This is a genomic window from Rhodococcus sp. NPDC003382 (assembly GCF_053589135.1).
In genome coordinates, this window is record NZ_JBSFRH010000006.1 from 99,279 (window position 1) to 112,234 (window position 12,956).

Here is a 12,956-nt window from a genome sequence, read left to right on the forward strand (position 1 = left end):
TCAGAGTGCTGCCAGGGTGCGGGCCAGTTCGGACTCGTCGACCCGGGTGCTGCGCCCGTCCCGGATCGTCACCTCACCGCCGACGATCACGGTGTCCACGATCCGGCTGGTGCCGGTCGTGAGAATGGCGGCACCCGGATCGCGGACGGGCAGGGTCGCGAAGTCCCGGTCGAACCGGATCAACGTCAGATCCGCCGCGTCCCCGACGTGCACGCCACCGGCACGGGCCGGCAGTCCGAGCGCGGAATTTGCTCCGCCCGTGGCGATGTCGAGCATCTGCTCGAAGCCGAACAGGTCGGCCCTGCGTCGCGCCGCCCGCTGCACGTACGCACCCGTGCGAAGTGATTCGAGCATGTCCTGGGTGTCGTTGCTGGCGGCACCGTCCACACCCAGTCCGACCGCGACACCGTCGGAGATCAGGTCGGGGACCGGGGCGATCCCGCTGCCGAGCCGCATGTTCGACACCGGGTTGTACGATACGGCGACGCCGTGGTCGGCGAGCGTGCGTCGGCCGGCCGCGTCGAGTTCGACGCAGTGCACCGCGATCATCCGGTCCCACAGGAAATCGTGGGAGGCCAGGTACTCCACCGCGCCCATACCCGCGTGCTCCCGGCACATCGTGTCGTCGGTGGTGGTTTCGAGCAGATGTATCGAGACGGTCATGTCGCGGGCGGTCGCGAACTCCCGGATGGCGGCCATGCCCTCGGCGGTGACGGACCGCGGGTTAGGGACCGCGAGCCCGACGGTGACGGCGGATCCGGCCGTGTCCTTCGCGAGCTGGTCGGTGTGGTCGAGCACGTCGTCCAGCGGCTGCATGAGCCGCGGCTCGAAGCCCCACTTGCGGGTGGCGTCGGCCCGGTCGGCGACGCCGCGACCGAGTACCGCGCGAATCCCGGTGTCGCGCAATCCCCGAAGGACTGCGTCGTGCACCTCGGTGGACGGGTGAGGCCACATGTGCTCGACGAGTGTCGTGGTACCACTGCGCAACGCCTCGAGCGACGCGGCGACCGTCGCGGTGTACGCCCGCTCCGGGGTGATCGTCATCGACTCCTCGCCCACCTGCAGCAGCCATTCGAGAAGCGGTATGCCTTCGGCTATGCCGCGCATCAGCGACTGCTGCAGGTGCGTGTGGGTGTTGACGAATCCCGGGATCATGTGGGCGCCGGACCCGTCGATTCGCCCCGCACCGGTCGGGTCGACCTCACCGCGAGCACCGATGGCGCCGACGTGCCCGCCGGAGATCAGCACATCGCGTCCGGGCAGCCACCGACCTCCCGTGAACACCGTCACGTCGGTGATCACGGTGGTGGTCGGTGATGCATTGTCGCTCATCGTTTTTCCTCCGAAGTCGAGTAGTTGGCCTCGACGCGCCGGCGCAGGTAGTCCTCGGCGGTGATCGGCGGGTACTTGCCCTGCGGGCTTTCGATGAGCACGTCACGGTTGGCCTGCGCGAAGAACGCCAGACTGTACCGGGCGCCGCGATGCTCGTCGGGTCCCGGCGACCGCACCCGGTGGAAGTTGGACGGCAGCAGATCATCGCTCCAGCGCATGAGCATGTCGCCGATGTTGCAGGTGATCACGTCGTCGGACGGTTCGATCGGCGTCCAGGCCTCGCCGTCCATCTCGCGGCCCGGGCAGACCTGCAGACCGCCCTGCCCGGTGCGCTGGAACAGCAATGTCAGGCAGTCGAAGTCGGTGTGGGCACCGGCGCGCCAGATGTCCGGAGAGGCAAGCGCATCGTCGGGCAGGGCGAAGTAGTGCAGCAACCGCAGCGTGCTCTGGTAGCTCACGGTCTCGGGATCGTGTGCGCGGGTGAAGAAGTCACGTTCGAAACCGAGCCGGTCCGCGAAGCAGGACAGCAGCCGCATCGCCAACTCCCAACAGCGACGCTCGAAGTCGAGTACGGTCTCACGGAATCCCGGCAGGTTCTCCTCACCCGGCCACAGTCCGTCCATGTGCGGCCGGGTGATCTGGAACGACTCCTTCTGGTCGGGGGTGCCGATCGAGGGCCGTACCTGGCTCATCGATTCCCAGCCGGAGTTGAGTCCCTTCTTCAGCGGCGCCGCGCCCTTCACGGACTCCGGCAGGGCGAAGTACTGCTCGGCCGCGGTGAAGGCACCGTGCACCTCGTCGAGGTCGATGCCGTGCCCGACGACCTGGAAGAAGCCGATTTCCGTGGCGGCGGCCCACAGTTCCTCGGTGATCTGTGCACGCCGGTTCTCGAAGTCGGACAGATCGATTCGGCGAACCTCCCGGTCGGTGGTCACGGTGCCGAGCGCGCCCATCCGGGACTCGCGCTGTAGTTCGGTCATGGGGTGGTTCATCAGTGGTCCTATCCGTCGGATCGTGTCGCGGCGGTCACTCGATGCCGATGGAGGCGTCGGTGAACCGGTTGGTGAAGAGCTGTTCGGCGGTCAGGCCGGCAGGCAGGTTCGCGCCGCCCGCGTTGAGCACCGGCACGAGCTCGTCGATGTTGCGCTGCGTGCGCGCGGCGTCGTAGGTGCCGACGGAGCCGTCGGCCTCGTTGTCGATCAGCCCGTCGGCGGCGAGCAGCTCGGCGCCCGCCGCGGCCTCACCGGCGCTGTACGGCGTGTATGCGACGTCCTGGGCGATCACGTCGACGATCGTCGCGTTCGCCGCGTCGGGCGCGGTGATGTAGTCGGCGCTCGCCTGCTGGATGATCGGGACCAGCTTCTCGAGGCAGGGCGACATCGCGTCGAGCTTGTCCGCGCGCACGACGACGTTGGATGCGTAGATGTCGAAGCCGACGTCCTTGGCGAGCTGGTATTCGATGGGCTTGTTCCAGGCCGGCGTGTCCTCCTCGTAGGAGTACGGCTCGGAGTTCGCGAAGCCCTGCTGTGCGATGGTGGGGTCGCCGACGAAACGCGAGGGGGCGCCGTCGTAGGTGGGATCCAGCTGGGATGCCTTCAGCAGGCTCTTCGCGACGAGCCACTGTGGGAAGATCTGTTCCTTCGAGACCACGACCGTCGCGTCGGTCTTCCCGATGTCACCGATCGACTCCCAGTCCGGGTGGCTTGCCGGATCCCACATCAGGATCGCGGGACTGTACTTCAGGAGCGGTGTGACACCCACGACGGGCTGGTTGCCCGCTGCGGCGATCAGCTGGTCGCCGTGCACGATTCCGAGGTCGATCTCCTCGTCCACGTACAGCTGGGAGGTCACGGACTGGAAGCCGATCGCGGGACCGCCGGCCCGGAGGGAGAGGTCGACCCCGGTGTCCTTGCCGCCGGCGACGAGCGGGCCCGTCACCGACCGGTTCTCGGTGTCGACGGTGTAGCCGGGGCCCAGCATCTCGAACAGCGCGCCCATGTCGGACTGCGGCTGCCACTGGAGCTGTACCGTCACCGTGCCGGGGCAGGCGTCGGCCAGATGCTGATCCTGCGCGGCGGACTCGAGGGTGGCCTCGTTCGCTTCCGCGGTGTCACCGTCGGCGCACGCGGTCAAGGTCAGCGAGGCGAGAGCGAGGACCGAGAGGCCGGCCCGCAGGCGATGGGTGCGTGAAGTGGTCACTGTGCTCCTCGGGATCTGCGCGCGTGTCTGCGCCGGAAAGGACGTGAGGGAGAGCCGAAGTGTGAGCCGGGGACAGTCACCGGTTCGACACGGACAACATCCCACGCCTCAGAATTACATGCAATATGTGCGTCGTTGCATCTGGGTTAACAACGCTGAGTGGCGGGAAAGCTCGCTGATTTCCAGTGCTTGCCCGACTTGGTGACCGCTGTGCAATATTTCGTCATCCACGCGTAATACATGTAACTAATGATCTGAGTCGTCAACAAACTCAAGTTCTGCATGTAGAGCGGATTCCTGGAGGGTCGGTATGGCGTTGGTGAACACGATGCGCGACGCGGATGCGCGCACTCTGACCAAGTCGACGCAATTGACGTTCGACAGCGTGGTCAAGCGATTCCCCACGGGGACGACAGCGCTCGACGGAATCGACCTGCAGGTCGGCCGCGGTGACTTCGTCGCGGTGGTGGGTCCGTCGGGTTGCGGCAAGTCGACCCTGCTGCGAATGGCGGCCGGGCTCGATACCCCCACCGAGGGCAATGTCGCCGTCGGAACCGAGTCCGTCGGGTTCATCTTCCAGGAGCCGACCCTGCTTCCCTGGCGTACGGTCCGGCGGAACGTCGAGCTCACAGCCGAGTTGGGGCACATGCGGAAGGCGGAACGACGGGTCAGGGCCGATGCCGCGATCGCCGCCGTCGGCCTCGAAGACTTCGCTGACCAGCTTCCGAGAGCACTCTCCGGCGGAATGAAGATGCGTGCCTCCCTTGCTCGTTCGCTCGCTCTGGCCCCGGAGGTGTTGCTGCTCGACGAACCTTTCGGTGCCCTCGACGAGATGACCCGCCTCGACATGCAGGTCGAACTCCAGAGGCTCTACACGGGGAAGACGTTCACGGCCATGTTCATCACCCATTCGGTGTCCGAGGCGGTGTTCCTCGCCAACCGGGTGGTCGTCATGACTGCCCGCCCCGGTCGGATCGCCGAGATCATCGACGTCGACTTCCCCTACCCCCGCCGTCCCGAACTGCGCTACGACACCCGCTACACCGAATACGTCTCGCGGATCTCCGCCTCGCTGCACGGAGGTGCACAGTGACCGTCCTCGCCAGATCCGAACGAATCGCCCGGCCCACCATTGCCTTTGCGACGCGACGTCCCTCCACGAGATCCGTGCGTCACATGCTCGGGGCCGTCGCGGTTCCGCTCGCGTCCTTCGGCGTCGCGCTCGCCGCCTGGTACGCGGTCACGTACCTGGTGCTCAGCCCCGAGCGACGATTCCTGCTGCCGCCGCCGCATGCGGTGCTGACCAACTCGATCCTCGACTGGACGCACCTGAAGCCGATGCTCGACGCCTTGCTCGTCACGACCCAGGTCGCGGCGTTCGGATTCGTCATCGCCGCCGCGATCGGTGTCGGTGTCGGTGTCCTCATGAGCCGGGCCCTCTGGCTGGAGCGCGCAATCTACCCTTACGCCGTTGTACTCCAGGTGATTCCGATCCTGGCGATCGTGCCGCTGATCGGACTGTGGTTCGGGTACGGCACCTTTGCACGAGTGCTGGTGTGCGTCATCATTGCCGCCTTCCCCATCATCACGAACACGCACTTCGGCCTCCGGTCCGTCGATCGCGGGCAACACGAATTGTTCACGCTCGCCCGGGCATCCGCCTGGGACCGGCTGGTCAAGCTCGAACTGCCCTCGGCCCTTCCGTCGATCCTCACCGGTATCCGCACCGCCGCAGGGCTGGTCGTGGTCGGCGCGATCATCGGCGACATGTTCTTCGCCAAGGGAGACCCCGGCATCGGCACCCTGCTCGACATCTACCGCAGCCGCCTGCAGTCCGAGGATCTCTTCGCCGCCATCGTCCTCGCCTCTCTGCTCGGTGTGGCCGTGTTCACGCTCTTCGGAGCACTGTCCAAGGTTCTGATCGGGAGCTGGCACTCCTCCGCCGATACGACAAAGAAATAGGGGGACAACCGTTGCACGACAACAAATCCTGGAACGATGAAGGGCGCTGTCGCGCCCGTCGGTCTCCGTGAAAGCCGGCGAGTCCATGCGACGCGCACCCGAGGACACCCGGTCGCGACCGAGGAGTACGCCACATCCGCGTTACCGTGGGGCGTGGCAAGAAGCAGCGGAGAAACACAGATGACGACAACGGAACGCGAGCTGCTCGCGGAATCGGTTCACGCCACGCTCCGAGAACAGATATTCGCAGGGGAGCTGCCACCCGGCACCGCGTTGTCCGTGCCCGCGCTGGCCGCGAAACTCAACGTGAGCAGGACCCCGGTCCGCGAGGCCGTGCAGCAACTCATCAACGACGGACTCGCGGTGTACACCAGGAACGCCGGAGCCAAGGTCGAAACGGTCGACGACGAAACGATCCGGGAGGTGTTCGCGGTGCGCGAGGTGCTCGACGGGCTCGCCGGCTACCAGGCGACGTTGCGGGCCACCCACCGGCAGGTCGCCGATCTCATGGCGATGGTCGACTCACAGCGGGCACTGCTCGACCAGCCCGCGGACCGACGACGGGACTCGCGGCTCGATCTCGACTTCCACACGGCGATCCGCGACATCGCCGCGAACAAGCCGCTGCGCGAGGCCTTGTTCCGCCTCGACGCGCAGGCCCACCTGTACCGCTCGGACATGTGGGCGTCCGAGACCAACCGGCAGCTCGCCGTCGAAGAGCACGAACGTATCGTCGCGGCCATCCGGGCCGGCGATGCCGAGGGTGCCCGCGCCGCCAGCTGCGCTCACGTCGCAGGACTGGCGGTGCGGATTCGGCGTCGGTAGAGACCCCTCGTTCCTGAAGTGGGCGGGTCGGGTGGTCGCCACGGGGGCCCCAGGCCCCGGAATGCGGTAGTTCCCGCGGTCGAATCGGAGCATCCTGGAGGAAGTGAATCGACAGTGCCGCCCGGCCGGCCTTCGGTGCCCCGGGCGCGGACGGGAGCCACCATGCCGGAGAACGTTGCGCGCAAGCTCATCGGAACGCATCTCGTGTCGGGGAGTATGGACCCCGGCGAGGAGATCGCGATCCGGATCGATCAAACCCTCACCCAGGACGCCACCGGGACCCTGGTGATGCAGGAACTCGAGGCGCTGAACCTCGATCGGGCGCGGACGGAGGTCAGCGTCCAGTACGTCGACCACAACCTGCTGCAGGCGGACGAGAAGAACGCCGAAGACCACGAGTACCTGCGTACCGCCTGCCTGCGGTACGGACTGTGGTTCTCCAAGCCGGGCAACGGCGTCTCGCACCCGACGCACATGCAGCGATTCGGGATTCCGGGAAAGACACTGGCCGGATCCGACTCGCACACCCCCGCGGCCGGGTCGCTCGGGATGCTCGCCATCGGAGTCGGCGGCCTCGAGGTTGCGCTGGCCATCGCCGGTGAGCCGCTGAACCTCCGGATGCCCGAGATCTGGGGCGTCGAGCTGACCGGTGCGCTACCGCCGTGGTGCTCGGCGAAGGACGTGATTCTCGAGATGCTGCGCAGGCACGGCGTCAAGGGCGGCGCCGGGCGGATCGTCGAGTACTACGGGCCGGGCCTCGACACGCTCACGGCGATGGACCGCCACGTGATCGCGAACATGGGCGCCGAACTGGGTGCAACCACCACCGTGTTCCCCGCCGACGACGCGGTGCACGAGTTCCTGCGGTCGGAGGGGCGGGAGGACGACTTCGTCGAGGTTGCCGCCGACCCGGGTGCGGGATACGACCTGGTCGAGCACATCGACCTGTCCGCCGTCGAACCGCTGATCGCGAAGCCGTCGTCGCCGGGCAATGTCGTGCCCGTGCGGGAGGTCGCCGGAGAACCGGTCGCGCAGGTGGTCATCGGGTCCTCGGCAAACCCCGGACTGCGCGACTTCGCGATCGTGGCCGCGATGGTCGCCGGGCGGCAGACCCTTCCGGAGGTCAGCTTCGACATCAACCCGTCCTCGCGGGAGATCTACTCCGACCTCACCCGCATGGGCGCCACGCTCGACCTGATCACTGCCGGAGCTCGCATCCACCAGTCCGGGTGCATGGGCTGCATCGGCATGGGGCAGGCCCCGGCGACCGGGCGAAACTCGTTGCGCACCATGCCGAGGAATTTCCCCGGCCGGTCCGGAACCCGGGAGGATTCGGTGTGGTTGTGTTCGCCGGAGACCGCGGCCGCGTCCGCACTCACCGGTCGCATCACCGATCCCCGCGACTGGGCCGCGGAGGTAGGCACGGACTACCCGAAATTGAACCTGCCCGCCGAGGCCTCGGTGAACACCGCGATGCTCGTCCCGCCGCCCCCGGAAGAAGACGCACGCGGGATCGAACCGGTGAAGGGGCCGAACATCTCGTCGCTGCCCGATTTCCCGCCGCTGCCGGACCGGATCGAGTCACCTGTTCTGCTGAAGGTCGCGGACAACATCTCCACCGACGAGATCTCGCCGGCGGGAGCCCGGGCACTGCCGTTCCGGTCCAACATCCCCAAGCTCTCGCAATTCACGTTCACTCAGGTCGACGAAACCTACCCCGAGCGGGCCGCGGAAACCAAGGACACCACCGGACACATCGTCGTCGGGGGAGAGAACTACGGTCAGGGATCGTCGCGTGAGCACGCGGCCATCACGCCGCGGTATCTCGGTCTCCGCGCCGTGCTCGCGAAGTCGTTCGCGCGGATCCACTGGCAGAACCTCGCGAACTTCGGTGTCCTCGCCCTCGAATTCGCGAACCCGGACGACTACGACGTCATCGAGCAGGGCGACGTGCTCGTCCTCGACGGGCTTCGTGACGCGCTCGTGGCAGGACCCGAGCTTTCGGTGCACAACTCGACCCGCAACACCGATATTCCGGTGCGGCACAGGCTGTCGCCCCGGCAACTCGAGGATGTGCTGGCCGGCGGGATCATTCCGAAACTCGCGCTACGGCAGGAAGGTCGGTGACGGCTCTGTCGAAGGTACCGGCACGCGGTAGTTCTCGCGGTCGAACCTGCGGGTGCGCCACCGGTAGCGCCACGCGTAATCGGGCCACAACGAACGGTTGATGCCACCGCGGTCGAGGTACCAGCTGTCGCAGCCGGACGTCCACGCGGTTCCCGCCGACCGCTCGGCCATCTCGGCGCCGAACCGGGCCGGCGCCTGCTCGTCTACCTCGAGGGCCTCGACTTCTTCGCGATCGGCTACGTCCATCGCGGCTGCGGCATAACGGAACTGGGATTCGAGCATAGTGAGAACCGACGTGTGTGCCAGGCCGGTGTTGGGGCCACCCAGAACGAACATGTTCGGGAACCCCGAGACGGTGACACCCAGGTGCGCTTGCGCGCCCTCGCGCGCCCAGCGTTCGAGAAGGACGATTCCGCCCCGACCGGACACCGGCACCGATGCGAGCGCGCCCGAGACGTGAAATCCCGTGGCATACATCAGGGCGTCGGCAGGGTGTTCGCGACCGTCCGCGGTGACGACGGAGTTCCCGGCGAGCCGTGCGATCGGTGACGGCACCAGCTCGACGTTGTCCCGACTCAGGGCGGGATAGTAGTCGTCGGAGAACAGGATTCGCTTGCATCCGATTCGGTGGCGCGGGGTCAGTGCCTCACGCAGCGCCGGATCGGTGACCTGATCGTGCAGGTGCCTCAGCGCGCGAGCCTCGAGCCGGTCCGGCGAACCCGTGAAGGAGCCCAATCGCGCTTCCGCGCGCCAGTATTCGAATGCCCGCCGAGCCGGACGGGGGAGCGGCAGCCGGGGTGCGGTGCGCGGCAGAATCCACGGTGCGGTGCGCTGCACGACGGTGACGTGAGCCGCGATCTCGGCGAGCCGGGGAACGATCTGTACCGCGCTGGCGCCGGTTCCGACGACGGCGACGCGTCGGCCGGTGAGGTCGAGGGAGTGGTCCCAGCGTGCGGTGTGGACGGCGGGGCCGTCGAACGTCCCGTCCAAGCGGGGTGTCCGCGGAACGTTGAGCGCGCCCACCGCGAGGACGAGGAAACGTGCCTCGTAGGTGGTTCCGCGGTCCGTGGTGACGTGCCAGCGCTGCGTGTGCTCGTCCCAGCGGCAGCCGGTGGCGCCGACCCCGCACGTGATGCACTCGCGCAGGCCGGGTTCGTCGGCGAGTTCGTGCAGGTGCGCGAGGATCTCCGGTTGGCCGGCGCGTCCCCGGGCCCACGTCGCCTGCGGGGCGAACGAGTACGAGTACAGCGCGGGCGGGATGTCGCATTCGCATCCCGGGTAGGTGTTGTCGCGCCACGTTCCGCCGAGGGAATCCGCGCGTTCGAGAACCCGCACGTCGCGGCCGCGGCGGTGCAGGTACACGGCGGCACCGAGTCCGGCGAATCCGGCGCCGATGATGAGCACTTCTGTGGACGACGACACCTGAACAGTGTTCAAGTTGTGGTTTGAACAGTCAAATCGGGGAATCTATGGGTCTCTAGGGTCCCTCCGAGAAAGCCGAATATGCGGCTGATCAGACGAGGTCCTCCTCGTCGCCGGGTGCGCGCTTCCGGAGGCCGCGGTAGGCCTCGGTGGGGGTGTGACGTCCCGCGACCACCGCTTCGACCTCGGCGGCGATCGGCATCTCGACGCCGTACTCGCGGGCCAGTTCCATCACCGTCGGCGCGGTCTTGACACCCTCGGCAACCTGCCCCAACTCGGCGACCGCCTCCTCGACGGACAGCCCACGTGCGATCGCCTCGCCCACTCGGCGGTTGCGGGACGCCGGGCTCATGCACGTGGCGATCAGATCTCCCATGCCGGTCAGGCCGGAGAAAGTCCGCGGTTGCGCCCCCATCGCCACGCCGAGCCGGATCATCTCGGCGAGTCCCCGTGCCAGAACCATCGCGCGGGTGTTGTCGCCGACCCCGAGTCCTTCGGCCATGCCGGCCGCGATCGCGACGATGTTCTTCAGGACCCCACCCAGCTCGCAACCGAGCACGTCGGTGTTGCGGTAGACGCGGAACACCTTCGACGCGAACAGCGGCTGAAGGGCGCTCGCGATCGACTCGTCCTGCATCGCCACCACCGCCGCGGCGGCCAAGCCGTCGGCGATCTCGCTGGCGATGTTCGGGCCGGCGAGCAACCCGACCGGGTGTCCCGGCAGGCACTGAGAGATCACCTGGGTCGGCCGCAGCCGGGTGCCCGGCTCGAGACCTTTCGCGAGAGAGACGATCGGCACCCACGCGCGCAGCTCGTCGGCGACCTGCTCGAGCGTCTCCCGCACCGCGTGCGAGGGCACACCGACGACCAAAACGTCCGCTTCTCGCGCGGCCTCGACCAGGTCGTCGGTGGCGCGCAGTTCCGCGGGAAGCTCGCGGTCGCCGAGGTAGCGGCGGTTCCGGTGCTCCTCGTTGATCTCCGCCGCGGTGTCGGATTTTCGTGACCACACCAGCGTCGGCGTGTTCTGGGCCGCGAGCCCCGCGACCGTGGTCCCCCACGACCCGGAACCGAGAACGACGACGCGAACCGGACGTGCCATCTGCGATCACCCCTGTCTGGTTTCTGCCGGCGAGGCCTACAGATCTCCAGCGTGTCAGGACGCAGGGACCAGCGGGTACGTTTTCGGGCGGGTCAGGAGCCGAGCAGCTCCGACACCGTCACGAACCGGAAGCCCTCCGCCTGCAGACCGGCGACGATCCCCGGAATCGCGTCGAGCGACGACTGCCGCGCCGGATACATCACGTGCAGCAGGATGATCGACCCCGGACGGGTCTGTGCGAGCGCCGTGTCGACCATCGTGGTCGAGTCGGCGGCGACCGAGTCCGGTTCCACGTCCCACATCACCGTGGTCCGGTCGTGTGCGTCGAGATATCGGGGTAGGGCGACGAGTTTCTTGCCGTAGGGCGGGCGGAACGTGATCTCGCCGTCGAACCCGGCGGCGCGGATCTGCGCGTCCGTGCTCTCGATCTCCTCGCGCACGGTGTCGCCGCCGACGAGGATCATCCGCCGATGCGTGTAGGTGTGGTTGCCGAGCTCGTGCCCGGCCTCGACGATCGCGCGACCCATCTCGGGACGCGCGGCCAGCTCGGCGCCGGTGACGTAGAAGGTCGCCGGCACACCTGCTTCAGCGAGGACACGCAGAACTTCGGGAGTGCGGTCGGACGGTCCATCGTCGAGGGTCAACGCGACGAGCTTGTCGTCGGTCTCGACCCGGTGCACGAGATCGCCGAAAAGCTGGTAGGTGCGCGAGTTCGAGAGCGTGTAGAGCCCGAGCACGGTGGCGATCACGAGCAGCACCGCGACGGCGACGGTGATCACGATGCGGAGGCGTCTCGTCATCGGTCCAGGCTGCCCCATCCGGAAATTCGATTGCGCTGCGGTGCCACCGGGTTCACCATCGGAATCTGTCGGAGCGGGACATGGGCCCCGCGCGCCACCATGAATCAGGAGTCACCGTGCACCCCGATGTCCTACCCGAAATCGAACCTCTGGCCGAGTACGGCTGGACTCGGCGGATTGCAGAATGCTTCGCGGACAGCGATATTCAGGGGACGCCGGGACGAATCGTGCGGTCCGGTCGCGGCCACAGCGAAGCCGTGACCTCCGCGGGCCCGCTGCGGGTGCGGTCGTCGGGTCATCGGGTCTGTACCGGCGACTGGGTGATCGTGCGCGAACCTGCCACCGACGGTGACACGGTCGGCACGGTCTGCGCCGTGCTGCCGCGTACCGGTGCGATCCGTCGCGCCGACGCGTCGGGGCGATCGGAGGAGCAGGTCCTCGCCGCAAACGTGGACACCGTCGTGGTGACGGCCGCGGCGGACACGCTCGATCTCGGCCGCGTGGAACGCCTGCTTGCCCTGGCCTGGGACAGTGGAGCTCAGCCGGTCGTCGCGCTCACGAAGGTCGACGTCACGACGGAACCGGTGTTCGAGCAGGTCGTGGCGCTCGCGCCCGGCGCGAACGTGGTCGAGGTGTGTGCACCGGAAGGGGCTGGGCTGAGCGAACTGCGCGACCGGATCCAGGGCACCGTCGTGTTCCTCGGGGCATCCGGTGCCGGGAAGTCGACGCTGGTCAACGCGTTGTGCGGCCGCGACATCCAGGCAACAGCGCCGGTGCGGCACGGCGACGGCAAGGGCCGGCACACCACCACCGATCGGGAGATGTTTCCGCTGGGAGACGGCATCACCCTCATCGATACACCGGGCCTGCGCGGGGTCGGAATGTGGGACGCCGATGCCGGTATCGCCGCGGTGTTCCCCGAGATCGACGATCTCGCGCAGCACTGCCGCTTCACGGACTGTGCGCACGAGACCGAGCCTGGATGTGCGGTCCGCGCTGCCGTCGAACAAGGCGACCTCGACGCGCGACGGGTGGAGAGTCACCGAAAGCTGCGCCGCGAGAACGAGTGGGTAGCGGCGCGTGCCGATGCGCGGTTGCGGCACGAGCGGAACCGGGAGGCCAAGGTGATCAGCCGAGCGATCCGGGCGTACTACCGCGACCGCTGATGCGCGGCATCGCCTGGTGCGTTT

The 12,956-nt window shown here is 67.7% G+C and carries 11 protein-coding genes; 5 read left to right on the top strand and 6 right to left on the bottom strand.

Annotation, left to right across the window (positions count from 1 at the left end):
* Genes ACWDUD_RS06645 through ACWDUD_RS06655 form a run of 3 tightly spaced genes read right to left on the bottom strand, consistent with a single transcriptional unit; the run spans nt 1 to nt 3,531 of the window.
* A complete protein-coding gene (locus ACWDUD_RS06645) occupies nt 1-1,332 on the bottom strand; it encodes an amidohydrolase family protein (RefSeq protein ID WP_450108776.1) in 1,332 nt (443 codons plus the stop codon).
* Nucleotides 1,329-2,324 carry an isopenicillin N synthase family dioxygenase gene (locus ACWDUD_RS06650; RefSeq protein ID WP_450108777.1) on the bottom strand — a complete coding sequence of 332 codons (996 nt, stop codon included), beginning with the start codon at nt 2,322-2,324 and terminating at the stop codon, nt 1,329-1,331. The genes ACWDUD_RS06645 and ACWDUD_RS06650 overlap by 4 nt, the downstream gene beginning before the upstream one ends.
* Before the next feature lie 34 nt (nt 2,325-2,358).
* Nucleotides 2,359-3,531 carry a nitrate ABC transporter substrate-binding protein gene (locus tag ACWDUD_RS06655; protein ID WP_450108778.1) on the bottom strand — a complete coding sequence of 391 codons (1,173 nt, stop codon included), beginning with the start codon at nt 3,529-3,531 and terminating at the stop codon, nt 2,359-2,361.
* A 310-nt stretch (nt 3,532-3,841) separates the two neighbouring features.
* Between ACWDUD_RS06655 and ACWDUD_RS06660 the strand changes: the two genes are divergently transcribed.
* The 4 genes from ACWDUD_RS06660 to ACWDUD_RS06675 all read left to right on the top strand — a co-directional run bounded on the left by ACWDUD_RS06660 (nt 3,842) and on the right by ACWDUD_RS06675 (nt 8,445).
* The gene (locus ACWDUD_RS06660) at nt 3,842-4,624 is read left to right on the top strand and encodes an ABC transporter ATP-binding protein (RefSeq protein ID WP_450108779.1); all 783 of its coding nucleotides are present in this window, start codon (nt 3,842-3,844) and stop codon (nt 4,622-4,624) included.
* An 83-nt stretch (nt 4,625-4,707) separates the two neighbouring features.
* A complete protein-coding gene (locus tag ACWDUD_RS06665) occupies nt 4,708-5,493 on the top strand; it encodes an ABC transporter permease (RefSeq protein ID WP_450108780.1) in 786 nt (261 codons plus the stop codon).
* A 180-nt stretch (nt 5,494-5,673) separates the two neighbouring features.
* Nucleotides 5,674-6,318, top strand: coding sequence for a GntR family transcriptional regulator (locus ACWDUD_RS06670; RefSeq protein WP_450108781.1), 645 nt, complete (start codon nt 5,674-5,676; stop codon nt 6,316-6,318).
* Between the two features lie 162 nt (nt 6,319-6,480).
* Nucleotides 6,481-8,445: an aconitate hydratase gene (locus ACWDUD_RS06675; RefSeq protein WP_450108782.1), complete on the top strand. Its 1,965-nt coding sequence runs from the start codon at nt 6,481-6,483 to the stop codon at nt 8,443-8,445.
* Here the strand turns inward: ACWDUD_RS06675 and ACWDUD_RS06680 are convergent.
* The 3 genes from ACWDUD_RS06680 to ACWDUD_RS06690 all read right to left on the bottom strand — a co-directional run bounded on the left by ACWDUD_RS06680 (nt 8,425) and on the right by ACWDUD_RS06690 (nt 11,766).
* Nucleotides 8,425-9,867, bottom strand: a complete 1,443-nt coding sequence (locus tag ACWDUD_RS06680) for a flavin-containing monooxygenase (RefSeq protein WP_450108783.1) — start codon at nt 9,865-9,867, stop codon at nt 8,425-8,427. The genes ACWDUD_RS06675 and ACWDUD_RS06680 overlap by 21 nt on opposite strands.
* A 91-nt stretch (nt 9,868-9,958) precedes the next feature.
* Nucleotides 9,959-10,966, bottom strand: a complete 1,008-nt coding sequence (locus ACWDUD_RS06685) for an NAD(P)H-dependent glycerol-3-phosphate dehydrogenase (protein ID WP_450108784.1) — start codon at nt 10,964-10,966, stop codon at nt 9,959-9,961.
* Nucleotides 10,967-11,058: 92 nt separating this feature from the next.
* Nucleotides 11,059-11,766, bottom strand: coding sequence for a polysaccharide deacetylase family protein (locus ACWDUD_RS06690; protein WP_450108785.1), 708 nt, complete (start codon nt 11,764-11,766; stop codon nt 11,059-11,061).
* Nucleotides 11,767-12,023: 257 nt separating this feature from the next.
* On the opposite strand from ACWDUD_RS06690, the gene rsgA reads away from it, so the two are divergent.
* Nucleotides 12,024-12,932 (top strand): ribosome small subunit-dependent GTPase A, encoded by a 909-nt coding sequence (gene rsgA, locus ACWDUD_RS06695; protein WP_450108786.1) that lies wholly within the window; start codon nt 12,024-12,026, stop codon nt 12,930-12,932.
* Nucleotides 12,933-12,956 lie beyond the last annotated feature (24 nt).

What these genes read in the sequence shown, in the direction of transcription:
- ACWDUD_RS06670 (WP_450108781.1), top strand. Translation starts at nt 5,674, where the DNA reads ATGACGACAACGGAACGCGAGCTGCTCGCGGAATCGGTTCACGCCACG.
- ACWDUD_RS06660 (WP_450108779.1), top strand. Translation starts at nt 3,842, where the DNA reads ATGGCGTTGGTGAACACGATGCGCGACGCGGATGCGCGCACTCTGACC.
- ACWDUD_RS06645 (WP_450108776.1), bottom strand. Translation starts at nt 1,332, where the DNA reads ATGAGCGACAATGCATCACCGACCACCACCGTGATCACCGACGTGACG.
- ACWDUD_RS06690 (WP_450108785.1), bottom strand. Translation starts at nt 11,766, where the DNA reads ATGACGAGACGCCTCCGCATCGTGATCACCGTCGCCGTCGCGGTGCTG.
- ACWDUD_RS06665 (WP_450108780.1), top strand. Translation starts at nt 4,708, where the DNA reads ATGCTCGGGGCCGTCGCGGTTCCGCTCGCGTCCTTCGGCGTCGCGCTC.
- ACWDUD_RS06675 (WP_450108782.1), top strand. Translation starts at nt 6,481, where the DNA reads ATGCCGGAGAACGTTGCGCGCAAGCTCATCGGAACGCATCTCGTGTCG.
- ACWDUD_RS06685 (WP_450108784.1), bottom strand. Translation starts at nt 10,966, where the DNA reads ATGGCACGTCCGGTTCGCGTCGTCGTTCTCGGTTCCGGGTCGTGGGGG.
- ACWDUD_RS06650 (WP_450108777.1), bottom strand. Translation starts at nt 2,324, where the DNA reads ATGAACCACCCCATGACCGAACTACAGCGCGAGTCCCGGATGGGCGCG.